Origin of the sequence: Streptomyces fumanus (genome assembly GCF_014655295.1) — a bacterium.
GTDB lineage: Bacteria > Actinomycetota > Actinomycetes > Streptomycetales > Streptomycetaceae > Streptomyces > Streptomyces fumanus.
This window is the reverse complement of the sequence record NZ_BNBI01000004.1, coordinates 524,159-542,395: the sequence shown is the minus strand read 5'-3', so window position 1 is coordinate 542,395 and position 18,237 is coordinate 524,159. Positions and strand designations below refer to the sequence as shown.

General features: G+C 68.9%; 18 protein-coding genes and 2 pseudogenes. 11 read left to right on the top strand and 9 right to left on the bottom strand.

Annotated elements, in window-relative coordinates; genetic code table 11:
• From IE316_RS11835 to IE316_RS11825, 3 genes are all read left to right on the top strand, one after another.
• Positions 1-845 (top strand): nucleic acid/nucleotide deaminase domain-containing protein (locus IE316_RS11835; protein WP_308438912.1); only part of this gene is annotated, 845 nt, incomplete at its 5' end.
• The gene (locus tag IE316_RS11830) at positions 838-1,266 is read left to right on the top strand and encodes a hypothetical protein (protein WP_190204175.1); all 429 of its coding nucleotides are present in this window, start codon (positions 838-840) and stop codon (positions 1,264-1,266) included. The genes IE316_RS11835 and IE316_RS11830, both read left to right, overlap by 8 nt.
• Positions 1,267-2,298: 1,032 nt before the next feature.
• Entirely contained in the window at positions 2,299-2,586 is a 288-nt protein-coding gene (locus IE316_RS11825) for a hypothetical protein (protein WP_190204174.1), read from the top strand.
• Positions 2,587-3,395: 809 nt separating this feature from the next.
• Here IE316_RS11825 and IE316_RS11820 read toward each other — a convergent pair.
• Entirely contained in the window at positions 3,396-3,647 is a 252-nt protein-coding gene (locus IE316_RS11820; RefSeq protein WP_190204173.1) for a hypothetical protein, read from the bottom strand.
• Positions 3,648-4,203: 556 nt separating this feature from the next.
• Here IE316_RS11820 and IE316_RS11815 point away from each other — a divergent pair.
• From IE316_RS11815 to IE316_RS11795, 5 genes and pseudogenes are all read left to right on the top strand, one after another.
• Positions 4,204-4,526: pseudogene (locus IE316_RS11815) on the top strand (IS5/IS1182 family transposase); the annotation flags it as partial.
• 133 nt (positions 4,527-4,659) lie between these two features.
• Positions 4,660-5,424 (top strand): SAM-dependent methyltransferase, encoded by a 765-nt coding sequence (locus tag IE316_RS11810; protein ID WP_190204215.1) that lies wholly within the window; start codon positions 4,660-4,662, stop codon positions 5,422-5,424.
• A gap of 308 nt (positions 5,425-5,732) precedes the next feature.
• Positions 5,733-7,223, top strand: coding sequence for an FG-GAP-like repeat-containing protein (locus IE316_RS11805; protein WP_190204172.1), 1,491 nt, complete (start codon positions 5,733-5,735; stop codon positions 7,221-7,223).
• Positions 7,224-7,281: 58 nt separating this feature from the next.
• Positions 7,282-7,776: pseudogene (locus tag IE316_RS11800) on the top strand (transposase); the annotation flags it as partial.
• 333 nt (positions 7,777-8,109) lie between these two features.
• The gene (locus tag IE316_RS11795) at positions 8,110-8,643 is read left to right on the top strand and encodes an EF-hand domain-containing protein (protein WP_190204171.1); all 534 of its coding nucleotides are present in this window, start codon (positions 8,110-8,112) and stop codon (positions 8,641-8,643) included.
• 148 nt (positions 8,644-8,791) lie between these two features.
• On the opposite strand, the gene IE316_RS11790 is transcribed toward IE316_RS11795, so the two are convergent.
• The 6 genes from IE316_RS11790 to IE316_RS11765 all read right to left on the bottom strand — a co-directional run bounded on the left by IE316_RS11790 (position 8,792) and on the right by IE316_RS11765 (position 14,037).
• Positions 8,792-9,697: a class I SAM-dependent methyltransferase gene (locus IE316_RS11790; protein WP_190204170.1), complete on the bottom strand. Its 906-nt coding sequence runs from the start codon at positions 9,695-9,697 to the stop codon at positions 8,792-8,794.
• Positions 9,698-9,761: 64 nt separating this feature from the next.
• Positions 9,762-10,868, bottom strand: a complete 1,107-nt coding sequence (locus tag IE316_RS11785; RefSeq protein ID WP_190204169.1) for an NAD(P)-dependent alcohol dehydrogenase — start codon at positions 10,866-10,868, stop codon at positions 9,762-9,764.
• Positions 10,865-11,656, bottom strand: coding sequence for an aldehyde dehydrogenase family protein (locus tag IE316_RS11780; protein ID WP_190204168.1), 792 nt, complete (start codon positions 11,654-11,656; stop codon positions 10,865-10,867). The genes IE316_RS11785 and IE316_RS11780 overlap by 4 nt, the downstream gene beginning before the upstream one ends.
• Before the next feature lie 8 nt (positions 11,657-11,664).
• Positions 11,665-12,420, bottom strand: a complete 756-nt coding sequence (locus tag IE316_RS11775) for a (5-formylfuran-3-yl)methyl phosphate synthase (RefSeq protein WP_190204167.1) — start codon at positions 12,418-12,420, stop codon at positions 11,665-11,667.
• A 130-nt stretch (positions 12,421-12,550) separates the two neighbouring features.
• Positions 12,551-12,835, bottom strand: coding sequence for a hypothetical protein (locus IE316_RS11770; protein WP_190204166.1), 285 nt, complete (start codon positions 12,833-12,835; stop codon positions 12,551-12,553).
• 194 nt (positions 12,836-13,029) lie between these two features.
• Positions 13,030-14,037 carry an ArsR/SmtB family transcription factor gene (locus IE316_RS11765; RefSeq protein ID WP_190204165.1) on the bottom strand — a complete coding sequence of 336 codons (1,008 nt, stop codon included), beginning with the start codon at positions 14,035-14,037 and terminating at the stop codon, positions 13,030-13,032.
• Positions 14,038-14,243: 206 nt separating this feature from the next.
• Between IE316_RS11765 and IE316_RS11760 the strand changes: the two genes are divergently transcribed.
• Positions 14,244-14,528: a hypothetical protein gene (locus tag IE316_RS11760; protein ID WP_190204164.1), complete on the top strand. Its 285-nt coding sequence runs from the start codon at positions 14,244-14,246 to the stop codon at positions 14,526-14,528.
• Between the two features lie 530 nt (positions 14,529-15,058).
• Here IE316_RS11760 and IE316_RS11755 read toward each other — a convergent pair.
• Complete coding sequence (locus IE316_RS11755; protein ID WP_190204163.1) at positions 15,059-15,700, bottom strand: TetR/AcrR family transcriptional regulator; 642 nt, start codon at positions 15,698-15,700, stop codon at positions 15,059-15,061.
• 84 nt (positions 15,701-15,784) lie between these two features.
• Between IE316_RS11755 and IE316_RS11750 the strand changes: the two genes are divergently transcribed.
• Positions 15,785-16,522 carry an SDR family NAD(P)-dependent oxidoreductase gene (locus tag IE316_RS11750; protein ID WP_190204162.1) on the top strand — a complete coding sequence of 246 codons (738 nt, stop codon included), beginning with the start codon at positions 15,785-15,787 and terminating at the stop codon, positions 16,520-16,522.
• A 456-nt stretch (positions 16,523-16,978) separates the two neighbouring features.
• Here the strand turns inward: IE316_RS11750 and IE316_RS11740 are convergent, their stop codons facing one another.
• Positions 16,979-17,200: a hypothetical protein gene (locus tag IE316_RS11740; RefSeq protein ID WP_190204161.1), complete on the bottom strand. Its 222-nt coding sequence runs from the start codon at positions 17,198-17,200 to the stop codon at positions 16,979-16,981.
• A gap of 260 nt (positions 17,201-17,460) precedes the next feature.
• Between IE316_RS11740 and IE316_RS11735 the strand changes: the two genes are divergently transcribed.
• Positions 17,461-17,958: a ribonuclease FAU-1 family protein gene (locus tag IE316_RS11735; protein WP_190204160.1), complete on the top strand. Its 498-nt coding sequence runs from the start codon at positions 17,461-17,463 to the stop codon at positions 17,956-17,958.
• Positions 17,959-18,237: the final 279 nt, after the last annotated feature.

Genomic DNA, 18,237 nt, shown 5'->3' with positions numbered 1-18,237 from the left:
TGTCCACCCAGGTCACCCACACCATCACCATCGCCGAGTACCAGCAGGGCGTCGACCCGATCGACATCCTCTTCGGAAGCTGGATCAAGTGCGCCCAGAAGGTGACCCCCGGTGGCGAGAACGGAAGCTGGGGAAGCTGCGCCTGGGCCGCCGTCGACGTCGCCAGCCTCTTCGCCGGCAAAATCCTCAAACCCATCGCGGACGCCGTCAAGGCGGTGGACGCCGCAGCACGCACTGGCATCGGCTTTTCCGATGCCTACCAGGCATTGCGTGCGCTCGGCCTGGCCGAGGACGTTGTCGTGCAAATCGGCACCAAGGGACTCGACTCGTTCGTCAAAGCGTGCGGCAGGAGGGCATCACTGGCATCCCGGGCGTCCGCCATCGACGGGTGTCCCACGTCGATAGTCCTTTACAACAGTGACGAGCTGAGTCACGAGGCGTACACGTTCAGGGTGGAGTCCGGCTTCTACGGGGCAGACCACAACGTGGCGGTAGCGAGGGTACCGGGCTGGAACGACCCCAAGACCGGTGACCTGGTGATCGGCAGCAGCGGCTTCACCGGCCACTCGGAGACGGCGATCCTTGAGAAGCTGAAGGACAAAGGTTTCCAGGCCACCCAGATCACCGCTCTGTACACTGAGCGGCAGCCTTGCCCGGACTGCGCCTCCGCGCTGACCGGTGCCCTCAAAGAAGGCACTCCCGTCACCTACTCGGTTCCGTATCACCCCTCGTACGAGTCGGCGGCGAAGGCGCTGTTGGCCAAATACGTTGCAGAGGCCGGCGGGCACGCGACACGCTCCTCGACGAATGTAAAGCAGTCAGGAGAGCAAGAGGCACATGAGTGAGTCCCGATTCGACGACCTGCCCGCGAAGGCATCGCCGGAGGTCATCGCCGAGCGCAACAGGCTGGCCAACGAGGTATGCCAGCAACTGGCCCAAGCCGGTCTTCCTGCCTACCGAGCAGACCTCAGCGATGGGGGCGCGGACGTCATACCCGGAGCAGCAGTCCACATCGAGCCGTTCATCGAGGGCGGTGTCTTCGTGGACTGGGAGACGGGCGAAGACCTGAGAGATGAGGCGCTCGCACTGTTCGCACAAGGAATCGACTTCGCCAATCCCCCTGGCGTGGTCCGGCACCACACCCAGGTACTCAACTGCATGCGGACCGCTTTGATGGGCATCCTCGCATCGGCGGGATTTGACGTGGAAGAACCCGACAGGCATGGGCATGGAAGCATGGTCCATGTCAAACATCGTCATGCCTGATCCGTGATCGCAGTCTCTGACTGCGACGGAGCACCCTGGGCCGACCCCATTACGCGCAGCAAGGCGCTGACATAGGAAAGCGGCCCTCACCGCCCGGAGCAGATCCGAACGGCGAGGGTCGCTTGGGAACCCGGTGAGGGTGGCGGGTTTCGCCTTGACACGGGCCGTGAGCAAGAAGACCTGCGGCGGGCGCACACCGGGTGGGTGCGGCACCGGGTGCACTCAGTAGCCGGCCTCCCGGCTGCGGTGCGGTCCGGGCTCCTGCGGGCGGTGCGCCTGCCGGTCGGTCCTCGCGCACCGGGCGCGGCCTGTCGGCGTCGTCGCGGTGCGCGGTTCATCGTGGCACGGGCCTGGCCGGCCGCCGCGGTGACGACGTCCTCAAGGCGCCGCAGCCGCTCGGCCGTGCCGAGGGCTTCCACATCCGTGCGGATTCCCGCAGGGCCCGCAGCGCCGCCAGGTCGAGTGCTCCCTTGCACCCAGGGCCCTGCTCCTGGTCGTCGTGCTCTTGGGTCGGCCGGCTCGGCCGCGAGCAGTTGCTCAGGCATCGCCGCCTACTGGTGCCGGACGACGTCATATGCCCCGCCGCGCGTGGCGACGGCGGCGCGCAGCTTCTCGCGGACCGCCGCGCCACGAGGACGGCCCGGTCGTACTGCAGCGGCACACGCGGTATCTCCCACTCCCCCGGCCCCAGGTCCGCAGGCCGGGGCGCGGCGGGTGCGCTCGGGTCGGCTGGTGGCTGCTGGTCGAGGGCAGTGATAGGTGGGCGGTGGCGGTCGGTGGTGAGGTAGGCCAGTGACCAACGGGCGGTGTGAGGACGGTAGGCGGGCAGTAGGCCGCGCAGCATCTTCGGCTCGGTGATGTGTCAGCTCGCCAAGTTGGCGCAGCAGGCGGTCTTGGGTCACGGCTATCTGTACATCACAGGGGACTGAGACTCACACCCATGGGTCGGGGGTGGAAAATATCCGCCCCCGACCCGCGACACGCATCAGGACAAGACCGAGGAAGATGAACCATATGCCGCTTGTCGTTTACGTGGAGGACCAGATCCACTCGCGCATGGCCAGGACACACGAGGACCGGACGGAGACCTTCCTGTCCCTGTGCGAGGCATCCCCTGAGGACAGCCTTCTGCATGCGGTGAGCCGCTACGGCGACACGATGTTCAGCGAGGTGCAACTCGTACAATTTATCGCCGAATTGAACGAATTACCCGCCGACAAGAAAAACAGCACGATACGTAAGCTGGCCGCGGCAGCCGAGTTCGCGATCGCCTCCCACGGTCACCTCTACTTCCAAGGGGCGGACCCCGACCGCACGTAGGTGCCGTTCCTACGTGCGTCCGCCCAACCCAACATGCACCCGGAACAGAGCGGACGGGGAAATCTGACAGTTCCTGCTGGACTGGATCGGTGTGCTTGGAGCGGACGAAGTCGGTGGCGACGACGACCGTCGCCATACGCGCCTGGCCTTGTCGACCGTGGAGACGCCGTCCTGGGCCCGAGGGGCAGCACCGAGGCGGGGGACGGCCTCGTCGGCCTCGTCGACACCATGGGTGCCGACGAGGCTGACCAGGAGCTGAAGGTCGCGGCCTGCCGGATCGCAAGCGGCGTAGCCCTGCAAGGCACTCCGGTCAGGACGAGTGCGGGGGATGGATGCGGCGATCGCAGAGGTCATGACTGGGCCGTGGCGACGACGTCGGTGCGGCACAGTACGACGTCGTCCGGGCGGGTGACGGGGCCGAGTATGGTAGGGAAGTTCGGATCTCTGGCACAGCGGCGCAGCTCCACGTGTTCTGTCTGCGCCATGCCAGTGGCCCACCGCCTGCCCTGCGGCGGGCCACCGACGGTTGTGGGACGTTACCCGGCGCGCGCGGTCTGGCTGTTCCTGTGCTTGATGAGCAGATCGAGCATTATGGTGAACTCGTCCGGTGGCATCTTGTGGATCAGGTGCTGCGCTGCGTAGACGCCGTTCTCGTAGGGGTAGCGCTTGGACCGCTGTCCCCCTGCACTGGTCGCTTCGCCCGCTGCGGTCTGCAGGGCAACGGAGACCGTGCTCTCCCCTGACTCTTGTGCGGATGGTTCGGGCCGCGTGACCGCTGGCGATGGGGTCGCACGCTGCCCTGCAGCAGCTTATTCCTCCGGGAGCGGGGAGAGCTCTGCTGCTTCTGCGCGCTCCTGTGTCAGTCCGTCGCTGCCTGCGGTCTCGGTGATTACGTCGTAATCACCAGCGCCGCACATCGTCCGTCGACGCGTCGGGCCAAGGGCGCGTTCCTGGGCCTCGCTGCGCAGGTAGTCGGTGTGCATCGTCGCTTCAGTGCCTTCCTCCCGAAGACGACGAGTCAGAGCCGCACAGGCATCCATATCGACGGTGTCGACCTTCACGAGAGCGCCCAAGCGCTGTCCCGTAACTGCTGGTCATCTCGGACGGGAGACTGCCTGCGGCGATCAGCCGAAGATGAGCTTGACGTCCTTGCCCAAGCAGTCCTCATGACGGTGACCAGTTGGCGAGTGTCGTCGACACGTCGCTGGAGAACGGGGTCGTCCCCGTGTTGGAGCTGATCGATGATCGTCTCCAGCCTGGGCAGCATGGCTGCGCATTGAGCAGGCGTGAGCGAGTCGTCATCGTCTGGATGGTCGAGCAACGGCGCCAGCGTAGTGGAGGTGCTGCTCCACGTATGGCCTCCACCGAATCCATTCATCTCAGCAAGCGTGAACCCCCTCTGCGTGGGCCACCCACTTCCTGAACATGTGGAAGCCGGTGTAGGACCAGGAGAGGTCCGGGCTGGTCACATCACCATCTCCTGCCAAGAGCATGATCCCCATCCTGCCCTCTTTCTCGGTGCCCAGGATCAGCCGCAGGGAGACGTGTCGGCAACTGTAATGATCTGCCGCATGGCTGGTGCGATCACGGCGTCGGAGTCGTCATGGACAGCCCCGTTCCCTGCGGCAGATGGCGCCGCTGTTCGCATCTCGAAGTCCGCGGCCGACCGCACCAGCGACCACCTCGGGCCGTCGCTGGCACTGCAGCCCCGCAAGCGGCTCCGCAAGGACGCTGTGCTGATCGTTGACGACACCCTGCTGCCCACGCGTGATCGCGCGGTCGCCGAGCAGTCGAGGAACTATCGGTACTCAACCGATCATCAGGTCGTCATCGACGCCGACACCCGGCTGGTCGTCGCCGTCGGCCGGCCGGTGTCTGGCAACCGCGACGACAAGCCAGGTGGTGAGCCTGTCTGGGGCGGCCGGGCCGAGGGCGGCCGGCTGCCAGCACAGCGGGACGCCGCGGGTGAGGCATATACGACTGCCCCCTTCACCGTCCCACGTGAGCCAACAGCGACACCGGAAGGCCAAAACGGGTTGCGGCCGGGCATACGATCGACTTGGGTGCGTGCTCGTGACCGCCTTGACCGATCTCGTACGTCCGGACCGCTATCCACGCTCCTCCCGGTATGACCCCGCCTGGTTGCTCGACCTCGACATGGGGCCGAACCCGCTGTGGCTGCTGGAAGACCTCGCCCACGATCTCGACCTGCGTCCGGGCATGCGGGTCCTCGACCTCGGCTCCGGCAAGGGCGCGACGTCGGTGTTCCTGGCCCGCGAGTACGGAGTCGACGTCGTCGCGGCCGACCTGTGGATCGCCCCGGAACAGGCGGCACAGGTTTTCGCCGAGGCAGGTGTCGGCGACCAGGTAGAGGCGGTGCGCGCGGAGGCGCACGCCCTGCCGTTCGAGGAGGAGAGCTTCGACGCGATCGTCAGCGTGGACGCCTTCGAGTACTTCGGTACGGCGGACAACTTCCTACCCTACCTGCTGCGCTTCCTCCGGCCAGGGGGACAACTGGGCATGGCGACTCCCGCCATGACACGGGAGATCCGTGAACTCGGGATGATTCCACCGCACATCAAGGAAGTGGTCGGCTGGGAAGCGATCGCCTGGCACACGGCGGAGTGGTGGCGCTTCCAGTGGGACATCACCGAGTTGGTGAAGGTCACATCCGCGCGGCTGCAGCAGGACGCCTGGCAGGACTGGCTGCTGTGGGCCCGAGCCGGCGCTGAGCACCATCCCGATGGACAGAGCGCGAACCAGCCCGTTATCGACATGCTCACCACAGACCGTGGAGAATTCCTCACTTTCGCTCTAGTAACCGCATATAAGCCCTGAAAGGGCGTTTTATCTTGACGGGAGTGTTTGGCGCAAGCCGGACCTGGCCCGCTGCCGGGTCCACAGCCACCCGTAGCCTCTGTCGCTCTGCGCGGCGTTCCACGGGGGCACGGACGCTGCGTCCGAGCCGTGTTCATGCCGGTGGGCGGGGGAAGCAGGACCCGCCTGTCGAGAGGTTCTGAACATCCTTCGGCCGGTGATCGGATGGGCGATGGTGCGGGTCGTCGAATGTCGGCGTGCCGGTGCGTACAACTTTTCGTGGGGCTGGCGTGTCATCGGCATGTCCGTTGTACGAACAAGGAGTTCTGTTGCGCAGAGCAGTCACGGCGGCGGCCGCCGTGCTCACCACCTCCGTCGCCGTCACTCTTGTCCCGGTGTCCTCGTCCGCCGCCGCACCCTTCAAGGGTGCCAACACGGCCACCGTGCAGGACGACTTCAACGGTGACGGCTACCGGGACCTGGCAGTCGGCGCGCCCGGCGCCGCAGCCGGCACCGTGGAGGCAGCCGGTGCGGTGGTCGTGCTGTACGGCTCCGCGTCCTCGGTGAGCACCGCCCGCCGCACCGTCCTCACCCAGGCCACGGCCGGGATTCCCGGCAGCCCCGAGGAATCCGACCGCTTCGGGCGGACGGTCGCCAGCGCGGACCTGGACCGGGACGGCTATGCCGACCTCCTCGTCGGCGCCCCGGGCGAGGGCGTCAGTGATGCCGATTCGCGTGGCACCGTGACCGTGGTGTGGGGCGGGCCGAAGGGACTGTCGGGCGGTGCGAACATCGCCCCGACGGCCGACTACGGCGAGGGCTGGACCTACTGCCGCTTCGGCATGTCCCTGGCCACTGGGGACATGAACGGTGACGGCGCCCCGGAGGTCGGCATCGGCTCGGCCTGCAACACCGTCTCCTACCGCGGCCCCTTCACCCGCAGCGGCGCCGCTGCCTCCCGTTATCTCGAATGGCGGGAGAACGCCCGGGGCGTGGTCATGGGAGATGTGAACGGCGACGGCAGGGCCGAACGGTTCTATCTCGCCGGTCCCACCGACGGAGACATCCGGGGACCGGTGACCCTCGACGCGGGCGCCGCCGACCCCGAGGACCCGCGCGTGAACCCCGGAGTCGAGCTGCCCCTGGCCGACGGCCACGCGGGACAGATCGGCGACATCAACGGCGACGGGTACGGCGACCTCGTCACCGGTATCGCGGGCGACGACCGCTACTTCAACGCACCCACCCCCGCGGCCCACCGAGGCGGTGAGATCCAAATCCTCTACGGCAGCGCCCAGGGCATCACCCCCACACAGAAGCCGAAAGTCTTCCACCAGGATACCGCCGGCGTCCCCGGCGGCGCGGAATGGGGAGACTGGTTCGGGCAGTCCCTCAGCGTCGGCGACGTCAACGGCGACAAGTACGCCGATGTCCTGGTCGGCGTCCCCGAGGAGGGCCTCGGCTCACTCACCTCTGCGGGCTCGGCCGTTCTCCTGCGCGGCTCGGCCTCCGGCCTGACGACGGCCAAGGCGGCCGGCTACCACCAGGACACCGCCGGAGTTCCCGGGGCCGCAGAGGCCGGTGACGGATTCGGTTCGGCCGTTCACCTCGTCGATCTCAACAAGGACGGCAGGGCCGAGACGGTCGTCGGTGCTCCCACAGAGAACTCCGACGGCTGCGTGTGGGTCGCCCGCGGCTCGGCCTCCGGCCCCGTCCTGAAGGGCTCGGTGGACCTGTGCGGCAAGAGCGCCGGCATCACCGTACGCGGTATCAAGGGCTACTTCGGCGCCGCCCTCAACAGCCCCCACGTAGAGAACTGAAGCCACCGCCCGGCGGAGGCCGCCACGTGAGCGGCGAAGCCGGGCGGGACAACGGGCTCGTCCCCGTGCAGTACCGTGGCCGCGGCGGGGGATCGTCGACGGCATCCGCTGCATCGTCGACAACGGCGCGAAGTGGCGAGCCCTGCCTGCGGACTTCCCTCCGTGGGAGACGGTCTACGGGTTCTTCTGGCGGTCGAACCGGGCCGGGGTCGTCACCTACATCCGTGACCAGCTCCGCCGCAGGATCCGTACCGGTAAAGGCCGCTGCCCCCACCCGGTAACGCTGATCGTGGACTCACAGCCGGTCAAAGGCGCCCTCTACCGTCGGCAGGAACAGCCGTGGCTACGATGCCGCGAAAGCAGCAACGGCCGCAAGCGACATATCACCGTCGATACGTTCGGCCTGCCCGTGCCGGGGTGGGCAGGGCGTGGTCGTCTTCGGCCTCGTATTCGTGGTGCCGATTCGCAAGCGGGCCGCCGCCGGAACGCTGTACGGCGGCGGCCTGCCGGACTGAGCCGAAGCACACGGGTTGCCACCACCGCAGTCGGATGAGCGGATCAGCGGATGAAGGGGATGAAGAGGGTCGACCGGAGCAGTCTGATTGGCGCAGGCGAGGCATCCGATGTGTCACATACGCTCATCCAGCAGTCCTTTTGTCGCTAGATGTGAAGATCGAGAGTCTGCGGCTCGTCATGGCGGTTCTATGGGTCATGGCCGCTACGCGTGCTGGGTCGGGAAGGGCAGTCGAGGCCGCTGACATCGTGGTCCGGTTGGTTGCATCAGTGCGGCTGCCGGGTGATTGCCGTGTGTCCCGACACGGTCGAGTGGAGGCCCCTATTGGCCCAGGCCCGACATCGTCGGGTCGCAGCAGACAGGTGATGGAAAATGCGAGACGAGGCCGCCAAGCGGGTCGAGCTGGTCTTCTCCCTCTTCGACGCCAACGGCAATGGAGTCATCGACTCCGACGACTTCGATCTGATGACGGGCCGTGTTCTGGAGGCGGCGGACGCTTCGGACGACGCCGCCAAGGCTGCCATCCGGGCCGCGTTCCGCCGCTACTGGACGACGCTGGCCACTGAACTGGACACCGATGGCGACGGTGTGATCACCGTGGACGAGTTCCGTCCGTTCGTGCTCGACCCCGAGCGTTTTGGTCCCACGATCGCCGAGTTCGCCGAGGCCCTCTCCGCACTCGGCGACCCCGACGGGGACGATCTGATCGAGCGTCCCCTCTTCGTCTCGCTGATGACGGCGATCGGCTTCGAGGAGGCGAACGTCCACGCCCTCTTCGACGCCTTCGGCCCGGACGCCGAGGACCGCATCACCGTGGCTACGTGGGCCGCCGGCATCAAGGACTACTACGCGCCGGACCTGGCCGGTATCCCGGGCGACCAGTTGGTGGCTCCCCGAGCCGACTGACAGGTCCGTCAGCGCTTTCCGGCCGTGGGCGGCACCGCTACGACGTGGCCGGACTGCCGCTTCCATCGGGACGCGTCCCACCGGGCGGGGCCTGCGACGGGCCCCGCCCTCAGCCTGCGGGCGGACGTCGTCGTGAGCGTCGCGGGCATCAGGGCGAGGGCTTGTGCGCGAACACCCACCGGTTTCCCTCCAACGCATCGTTGGGCTCGGGCAGGGGGCCACGTCCATACCGGCGGGTGAAGTCGAAGGGTCTGTGCATCGAGGTGGACCAGCCCTTGGCCGTCAGGCTGCCCGCGGAGTCGGGGCGTGGTCCCTTGTCGAAGAGGTGGAGCAGGTCGATGCCGATCTGTTCTCGCGTCGCCGTGTAGATCGGGCTGTCGCGGTACTCCAGCAGGTCCTTCTCCAGCTTGGCTTCGAAGGCCAGTGCGCTGCCTTGGGTGGTCAGCCGGTCCACCGTGTCGATGAGGTACGTCTCGATGGGGCCCGGCAGGTAGAAGAGGAGTCCCTCGGCCAGCCAGACGCTCGGTGCGGCCGGGTCGAGGCCGGCGGTGGTCAGCGCGGTGACCCAGTCGGCGCGCAGGTCGACCGGTACGGGGACGCGCTTCACCTTGGGGGTGGCCGACAGGTCCTTGAGCACCTGATGCTTGAACGCCAGTACGCCCGCTCTGTCGATCTCGAAGACCACGCAGTCGGACGGCCAGTCCAGGCGGAAGGCGCGGGTGTCCAACCCCGCGCCCAGCAGGACGACTTGGCGGGCGCTCCTACGGACCGACCGGAGGAGGAAGTCGTCGAGGACCCTGGTCCGTAGGCCGAAGTAGCGCGCGAACCGCCCCCACAGCGGGTTGCCGTCGCCGTCCGGGACCTGCTGGATGCGCACTGGCCAGGTTGCGCACGCCGGGGCGGCGCGCACGAAGTGTTCCGCGTAGATGTCCTGGGCCAGGCTGTCGTGGCGGTGGGTCTCGATCGCCCGTGCCGCGGCGACCAGGAGGGCGGTCAGCCCCACGCCTGCGTCCACGCCTTCCGCGTCCGTGTGCTGCGGTGCCGCGCCGGCCATGTTTCCTCCGTTGGTGGGAGTGGGGAGCGCGAGGTGTCTGCTTGCCGGATGCGGCATGCCTCGCTCATCGGCTTTTTCCCGCCGGAAGGAGTACGGGTTTGACCACGCGGCCCGCGTCGCAGTCGCGTTCGGCCTCGTTGATGTCTGCCAGCGGGTAGGTGCGGATCAGTTGGTCGAAGGGGAAGCGTCCTGCCTGCCACAGCCCGGTCAGCCGGGGTATCAGCAGTCCGGGTACGGCGTCGCCTTCGCAGATGTGACGGATGCTGCGGCCCCGGTCCAGCGTGCCCGGGTCGAGCGGCAGCGCGGTGTGGAGGCGTGCCACCAGGCCGAGGCTGCCGGCCGGGCGCAGTGCCCGCAGTGCGTCGTTGATGAGCGGGGGCGAGGCCGTGGTGTCCAGCGCGTACTGCGCGCCGCCGTCGGTCAGCCGCCGGATCTGTTCGGGCAGTGCGGCCGTTTGGGCGGGCAGCGGGATCGCGCCGAACCGTTCGGCCAGGGCCAGCCGCCCGGGATGCCGGTCGACGGCCACGCTCAGCGCCCCGGCGGCGGTGGCCGCCATCACCGCGGCCAGGCCCACCGCTCCCGCGCCGAAGACCGCGAGGGTGTCGCCGGGGCCGGCGCCGAAGGCGTTCAGCACCGCTCCGGCGCCGGTGAGGAAGCCGCAGCCGAGCGGCCCGAGCAGTTCGACGGGCAGTGCGGGGTCGACCCGGACGGCGTTGCGGGCCGGGACGAGCGCGTACTCGGCGAACGAGGACTGCCCGAACCAGCGGGGGGCCAGCGCTCCCCCGGTCGCGTCGGTGAGCCGCGGCGCGTCCTCCTGGCGTCCTCCGAAGAGGTTGAGGGAGGCGAAGGAGTCGCAGTAGGCGGGGGCCGCGCCGCGGCAGTTGCGGCAGTGTCCGCAGGAGTCGAAGCTCAGTACGACGTGGTCACCGACGCCGATCGCGGTGTCCGGGCCGCCGCCCGTCCGCACCACGACCCCGGCCCCCTCGTGGCCGAGCACCGCCGGCAGCGGGCTGCGGCCGGCCGATCGCCGGACCGCGAGATCGGTCCTGCACATCCCGCAGCCCGCGATCTCGACCAGGATCTCACCGTCCGCGGGTTCCGTGCGCAGGGTCACCTCCTCCACCGTGAAGGGGCCCTCGTACGAGCGCAGTACGGCCGCCCGGCATCTCATCGTCCGACCTCCTGCGGGCGGTGGGCGACGAACGGCCGGAGGTTGCCGTACCCCCACGGCCCGCCGGCGATGCCGGCACCGCTGTTCTTGATGCCTGCGAAGGGCTGGGCGAGGGGCGGTTCGGCGTGGTGGCCGATCCAGGCCGGGCCGCGTTCGAGCCGTTCGGCCACCCGGTGGCCGCCGGCCGCCGCCCGGGCCCCGTCCGCCAGGGCCCGCTTCGTGACCTGCTCGGCCTTGGCCGACTGGGGGGACGGGAACGGTTTGAGGACCACGGTGTTGCCCGCAGCGAGCGCGGGTGCGGACTTCGCCGCCGCGAGCTGGAGGGGGGAGTTCCACGGCACGATCGCCGCGACGGGCGCGAGCGGTCGCCACAGAGTCTCGCTGCGCACCGGCCGGCCGTCGACGATCCGCCGGGTTCTGGGGGCCAGGTCGGCGAAGTAGCGCAGGCGGGCCGCCGTACGGGCGGCCTGTGCGTACGACTCGGCCAGGGGCTTGCCCTGTTCGCGGGTGAGCGGCCGAGCGAGGTCATCGCCGACCGCCTCCACGGCGTGGGCCGCCAGGCGCAACGCAGTGGTGCATACGACGGGACCGGTCCGCCAGCCGAGCCAGGATCGGTGGGCCAGATGGGCCCGATGGGCCAGATGGGCCAGATGGGCCCGGTCGGCCACGGCGTCCAACTCGTCAGGCTGCTGGCCGGGGGGCTCGTCGCACGTCTCCCCGGTGGCCGGGTCGACGACGGCGGAACACGCGGGGCGCCCGGGAACGCGATCGGACTCGGATGTCGGCATGCCAGTGGTCAGTTCACCGCGGGGACGCCGGCCGCGTGCTGTCGGGCCTGCCGGTCCATCTCCGCGCGGAAGGCGGCCACCAGATGCGGCTGAATCCTCCCAGCGTTGCGGTCGCCGCCCTCGCAGACCGCTCCGCGCACCCCCACGATGTCCGTGCCGATGCGGGTCAGCGGACCGAGGTCGGCCTGCCTGACACTGCCCGCCAGGGCGGCGAGCAGACCGGACGCGTGGGCCAGCCGGACGAACTCGGCACAGACGTCCGGCGGCACGTGGTCGAACAGCCGCGACCCGTCCTTGATGGCGGTGTCGAGCATGGCCGCGTCGGCCCCGGACCGAGCGGCGATGTCGGGCAGGGCGAGCGGATTGACGCAGCCGATGCGGTGAGCGTCGGCGTATCCGGAGGCGACGACGAGCGCCTCGGGGCGGTGGTCCTTCACCGCACGGACGACCGCACGCATGACCTCGACGCCTTGATCGGGCGTCGTGCACCCGTAGAGGCCGACCTTGATGTACGTGGCCCCCGAGACGACCGCGCCGAGCGCGGCCTGGGCCACCGTGCCGGGCTTGTACGGGACATCCCCCACGGTCGCGGACACCGGCTTGTCCGCCGGAACCGCGTCGCGGATCTCCCTGATGACCCAGGGGAAGTTCGCGCCGAGAGAGCCCTCATCGGGCTTCTTCACGTCGACGATGTCGAGATGCTCCGCAGCCTTCGCACAATCGAGAGCCTCCTCGACACCGTCCGGGGAGATGAGAAGCAACACCCTGACCTCCTTCGCCGCCAGTCCGCCCGGCGGGACAGGGGACTGCGGATCACCTGGCTCATGTGCGGTGCCCTCATCATTTCCGTCACCTTGAGGGACCGGAAGGGCGCACAGAGTATCTCTAGGGTGGTCATGTCCACGTACAGTGCGCCGTGCATACCAGAGCAAACCTGCCCACAGGGCGGAAGCCACAGCAATCCGCGCCGACCGCCTGCAACGCCTCAAATCCCTTGTGCAACTGAAAGCAAGGGGTCTCTCCTGGCCGTTCAACCAACCAGCCGATCGGCCGCACCCGACGGTTCCCGTCACCGACGGTCAGGACGACCCGCCCAAGATGCGGGGATACTTCCCCCACGGTCCAGTCCGCGCCGTCGATACGAATGCCCAGGCCGGCCGCGAGATCGAGCAGGGCCATCAGCCGATCTCCCGTCCGGTCGGGCCGCGGACCTGGGAGGGCTCCTCTTCCGCCTCCCTGGGGGAGACTCCCGGCCACACTCCGGCGGGCTCGATCGCTACGGCCTCGGCCTCGTCCCGGTTCACGGCCGCCTACGAGGTCGGTACCCCCGTCACCTCGACCGGCAGTGAAAGCGCCGGCGACGTCGGACAAGGTCATACGCCAGCGGAGTTCAGAAGGGTTCGGCCAGAGGGACTGATGGCGTGGCGGGCCGTCTTTCCTTCTCGGGTGAGGCTGGTGAGTCCCGCCTTGCGCAGCACACTCGCGTGCTCGCTGGCGCTCGGAGGGGAAATGCCGGCGAGTGCCGCCAGTTGGGTGGTGGTGCATCCGGTGTGCTCGGCTATCACCCACAAGACCGTCGCGCGGGTGCGGCCGAGCAGCGCGTCCAGGGACAACCGGGCGTTGCTCGGGGTTCCGGCGGTGACGACGGCCGGGGATGTGGTGGCGTGCACGCCGTCCCTGACGGGGAAGGTGATCCATGGTTGGCCGTCGCCTGGGTCGCCGTAGGCCGGGCAGCGGGCACCGAACACGGTCGGAACGAGGAGCAGCCCGCGTCCCGCGAGGTGGATGTCGCCCTCGCGCTTGGAGGCCGTCGTCAGATGCAGCACTGGCGATGACCAGGTGATGTAGCGGGGGTTGAGCTCGCTCAGCAGGCGTTCGACGCCGTGCTCCGCCAACTGCCGCAGGCGCAGGGCCCGGTCCGCGCTGGCGAGCTGTTCGATGCGAGGCCAGTACGGCGCGACGAGCATCTCGTGCGCCGTGTGCACGGCCTGGGCCAGCCGGAGAACGAGCGAGGTGTCCTCTTTTAGCTGCCGCGCTGCTCGGGGCACGTGCTGAAGGCCGGAGACCCACCGCTCCAGATCCTCGGCAACGCGGCGCGCCGGCGTCGAGCTGAGCCTTTGCTGGAAGTCGCCCGGACTCTCGGCGCGGCTCAGGTCCAGGAAATCCGGGGACGGCCCGAGCGCCGGGATGAAGTCGAACAGCAACGTTAGCTGCGGCCGCAGACGCGGCGCCACCCGCCGTCGCCATGCGTCGAACCGCACCGGATGACCTCGTTCCTGCAGCAGCCGGATGCATAGATCCAGTTCCAGCAGCGGTCGTACTCCCGAGGCCAGGTGGGTGCGGGCCAGGGCTTCAACCGTGAAGTGGATCCGTAAGGTCACCCAGGAAGTCTCAGCGATACGGTCGTTTCGGGTCAGCCCGAAACGAGTCGACCTTCCCGACCCGCCGCCCGAACCTGGTGGAGCAAGCACGGGAAGCCCGACAGCCCTCGGGCGATCAGGTGACCAGCCAGGGCTGTCGGACCGCGTCGGTCTTCCCCGTACATAGTGCAGCCAGCACCATGAACTCGGTAGATGAGGAGTCGATCATGCGTACCCGTCATGCTCTGGCTGGTGCGGCGCTAGGGGCCGTCATGGCCCTCGGTGTCCTCGCCGCACCCGCGCAGGCCGCACCGATCCAAGCCGGGCCGTCCGCCAGCGCCGCAGTCTCCGTCAACACGCCGCCGACCACCCAGGTGTGGGGGCACTACGGCTCATACCTCAATCAGTTCGAGTGCAACATCGCCGGCAGCCTGAGCGGGTACTCCCGCTGGTACTGCGTTTACTCGGACTACTCGGACCTCTGGGAGCTCTACGTCGATTTCAACAGCTAGCCTCGAGGACATGACGGTCCGCCGACGGAGTCGGTGGACCGTTTTCGTGCCGTGGGGTGAATCCGTGCAGGCCGAGGGCCCGAGTGCCGCCTCGGGGTGGCGCCGGGTTCCACTGCGCCTTCGCCAACTCGAGCTTGCAGTCAGAGTGCTGGTGTGGTCGAGGATGCCGTTGTCCAGGCCGCGGAAGCCGAGGTCAGGCAGTGCCCCGAGGCCGGCGGCGCGCAGGTGGGTCGGATGGGCGTCGTGGCGGGCGGCGGTGTTGTCGTGGGTGCGGCCGGGCGGGGCGGCGGAGATCCAGGTCAGGCGGCCGTTCTCGTTCTCGTTGGTCACGGCGCATCCGCACCCAGCGCCGCACCGGCAAGGCCGTCCCGAGGCCGCGGAAGCTCTCGAACCGGCTGAAGCAGCGCTCGATCGGGACGGACGCCCCTTCGCCACCACGCCTGAAGGACCCGGCGAGCCTGCGCGGTCACGAACACACCAGGGACCAGGGCCTGACCGGCGGATCAAGTGGCGGCTGTGATGGCACCGAGTTAGTTCTCGCGGGCCGGACTGTGCCCGGTTGCAGGGCGTTTCTGACCCCCGGGCATGGGCAGGACCGCCAGTGCGGTGTCGGCGATGTTCCGCAGCGTCTCCGGGTCCAGGCCGGCCTTGCCTACCGCCTCGATACCGCGGACCACCGTCAGCAGCAGTGCCGCCAGGCGCTCGGGATCCGCGGCGCTGTCGATGTCGCCGTGGCGCTGGGCGGCGCTGATCTCCGTCCGCAGCAGGGCCAGCAGTGCCGTCATGGTCTCGGCCGAGCGTGCGGCGACCGTCGGATCGCGGTGGGCCAGTTCCGCCGCTCCCTTGGCCAGCAGGCACCCGCGGCGCTCGGTGTCGCAGGCGGTGTTCTCCGCCATGAGGTGCACGTATTCCGACAGCCGGGTCATGGCCTCCGCGTCCGGGCCGCCTGCCAGCCGCTCTTCGGCCACCTCGACGACTGCGGTGCACCAGTCGCCGAAGACGCGGTGGAACAGCTTGCCCTTGTCGCCGAATGCGCCGTACAGGCTGCCCTTGCCCAGGCCGGTCGCCTGGGCGATGTCGTCCATCCGGGTCCCCGCATAGCCGGTCGCCCAGAACTGTTCCCGGGCCCGCTCCAGGACTTGGCGTTCGTCGAATGCGCGTGGTCTCGGCATGGTTTCAGCCTAACCATTATTGACTCGGTCGTCCATTACTGCCTATGTTGTGGACGATCCATTCCAGAACTGAAGGGGTTCGACATGCCAGGCGTACTGCAGGAGAAGGTGGCCGTGATCACCGGAGGGACCAGCGGGATCGGGCTGGCCGTCGCCCACCGCTTCGTCCGGGAGGGCGCACGGGTCTTCGTGACCGGCCGGGACACCGGCCGCCTCGAGGCAGCGGTGGAGGAGATGGGTCCCGCAGTCACCGGCGTACGGTCCGACGTCTCGGACCTGGCCGACCTGGACGCGCTCTACGCGCGAGTCCGCGAGGAGGCCGGACGCATCGACGTGCTGGTGGCCAACGCGGGAATCGCTGCGGACGCCGCGCTCGGGGCCCACACCGAGGCGGACGTCGACCTTACGCTCGCTGTCAACGTCAAGGGCACACTCTTCACCGTTCAGAAGGCGCTCCCGCTACTGGCGGAGAACGCCTCCATCGTGGTCGTCGGTTCGAGCAACAGCGTGCGGCCCAATGAGCAGCTCGAGGTCTACAGCGCCTCGAAGGCGGCGGTGAGCAACCTTGTGCACAACTGGGCCCGGCAGTCACGGGAGCGCCGGTTCCGGGTCAACGTGCTCAGCCCTGGTCCCACGCGGACCCCTGGCCTGCTGGGTGCCGCAGGGCCGGCCGCCGATCAGTTCGCCGAGGCCACCGTGCCACTGGGGCGGCTGGCCGACGCCGAGGAGATCGCCGAGGCCGCCCTCTTCCTGGCTTCGGACGCCTCGTCGTTCGTCACCGGCGCGGAACTCTTCGCCGACGGCGGCTACACCCGGGCCTGAACGACGGCCGCTGGTGCGCATCCGGTTCCCGCGAAGCGACGGGGCGACTCCCGGCCGCGCGCGTGCCCCGTACGAGGCCAGTGCGCCCGAAGCAACGAGATCGTGGCCCCAGCTCCTTGGGACGACGCCAGCCGCCACCCCGACGGCCTGTTCCCGGAAGCCGCAGGGGTTTCTCACGTGCTCCCGCGGCGTGTTGGTGGGCCCGGCAGGAGGTGGGGTCCATGCTCACCATGGACCAGTCGATGCCGCCTTCCGCGTCAGTTCCGGAGAGGACAACCGCCAAGGGTTTGTCCCGTGTGCATCCTGGACGACGTCGTCGGTATCCGGGTCGCAGCCGGTGCCCGCCGCGGCAGCGAGCGTCTGCCGCGGCGCACCCATACCTCGACTTCCGCCCGGCCGCGGGGTGGGCGGTCACGTCCCTGTGCCGGGAGTCCGGCTGGGCGGGAGTCGGTACGGTCAGCCCCAGATGGACAGGCGGCTGGCGTACGGCGTGACGTCGCAGAAGTAGCCGGTCGTCAGGCCGCGTGCCACGTAGTCCTTGCCGGCCGCGTCGCAGGCGGCGGCGGTCGGGTACATGCCGACGTAGACGAGGCCGGCGGCCTGGGCGGACGGGGCGAGCAGCAGGGCGGCCGCGGCCAGCAGTCCGGTCAAGCTCAGGGTCGAGATCGCTTTGCGCATGGGTGTGGTGCTGCCTTCCTGTTCCGGGGGCGAGCGTGCGGGCGTTCCGGTCGCGATGATCCGGCGCTTGGTGAGCAGCTTCCCCCACACCGGCCCGGAGAGCAATGGTCCAGACCAAACCAGTCCTCACCTAGCGGCACCGCTGACACGGGTGCCCATTCCCTGGCCTGGCCTGGCGACGTACGACGCGGCGGACAACCGTATGATGCCGATGATCTTCACGGGGTTCGGCTACGACATCTGACACACGGAGGCCCGTTATGTCCGAGCACGCTGCCGGGCAGCGCACGGTGGACGTCGTCCTGGTCAAAGCAGGCCGCACCAAGATTCGCTACCCGGCACAGTTGCTCGCGGACGACGGCGCACGGATCACGGTCCGCGCGGACTGGGCCGCTCCGGACGTACGGGATTTCGGCTTCGTGCGCTTCGAACCTGGCGATGTGTTCGTGGAGCGCTACTGGCGCGATCGCTGGTACGCGGTCAAGGAAGTGCGTTCGGCGGACGGTGCCCTCAAGGGCTGGTACTGCGACATCACCAGGCCGAGCGTCCTGGACGGCAAGGAGCTCGTCGTCGAGGACCTCGATCTGGACTTGTGGGTGTCCGCGGACGCGGCCACCGTTCTGCGGCTCGACGAGGACGAATTCGCGGCGAGCGGCCTGAGCGAGCGTGACCCGGAGGCAGCACGCAGCGCCGTGGCCGCGCTGGACGAGCTGGAACAGGTCGCCAACAGCGGGCGGTTGAGCGCTCTCCTCAACTGATCCGGGACGGGGCCGGGTCCCCTCAAGGCCGACGACCGATGGTCCGGCCGGGACTGGTGGGCTCACATGGTGCGGTGTCGCGTATTCGCGGGCCGCTTGTTTCACCTTTCAGTGCACAGATGATCATGGGCCGGGCTCGGCCTGCGCTCGTCACGTCGGGAGGGTCCCAGGACGGCGGGCCTGACTTCTGGAACGCAGCGGGTCGCAGCCGACAGGAGATGTCGAGAATGTCGGATTCTGCTGTGGTGGCCGTGCCCTGGCCGGTGTCGGGGGCGTTTG

Excerpts from the sequence above, each read along its gene's own strand:
- IE316_RS11770 (WP_190204166.1), bottom strand. The coding sequence starts at position 12,835 with ATGGCCCTGCTCGATCTCGCGGCCGGCCTGGGCATTCGTATCGACGGC.
- IE316_RS11790 (WP_190204170.1), bottom strand. The coding sequence starts at position 9,697 with ATGGCCGGCGCGGCACCGCAGCACACGGACGCGGAAGGCGTGGACGCA.
- IE316_RS11830 (WP_190204175.1), top strand. The coding sequence starts at position 838 with ATGAGTGAGTCCCGATTCGACGACCTGCCCGCGAAGGCATCGCCGGAG.
- IE316_RS11755 (WP_190204163.1), bottom strand. The coding sequence starts at position 15,700 with ATGCCGAGACCACGCGCATTCGACGAACGCCAAGTCCTGGAGCGGGCC.
- IE316_RS11740 (WP_190204161.1), bottom strand. The coding sequence starts at position 17,200 with ATGCGCAAAGCGATCTCGACCCTGAGCTTGACCGGACTGCTGGCCGCG.
- IE316_RS11785 (WP_190204169.1), bottom strand. The coding sequence starts at position 10,868 with ATGAGATGCCGGGCGGCCGTACTGCGCTCGTACGAGGGCCCCTTCACG.
- IE316_RS11780 (WP_190204168.1), bottom strand. The coding sequence starts at position 11,656 with ATGCCGACATCCGAGTCCGATCGCGTTCCCGGGCGCCCCGCGTGTTCC.
- IE316_RS11750 (WP_190204162.1), top strand. The coding sequence starts at position 15,785 with ATGCCAGGCGTACTGCAGGAGAAGGTGGCCGTGATCACCGGAGGGACC.
- IE316_RS11760 (WP_190204164.1), top strand. The coding sequence starts at position 14,244 with ATGCGTACCCGTCATGCTCTGGCTGGTGCGGCGCTAGGGGCCGTCATG.
- IE316_RS11735 (WP_190204160.1), top strand. The coding sequence starts at position 17,461 with ATGTCCGAGCACGCTGCCGGGCAGCGCACGGTGGACGTCGTCCTGGTC.
- IE316_RS11795 (WP_190204171.1), top strand. The coding sequence starts at position 8,110 with ATGCGAGACGAGGCCGCCAAGCGGGTCGAGCTGGTCTTCTCCCTCTTC.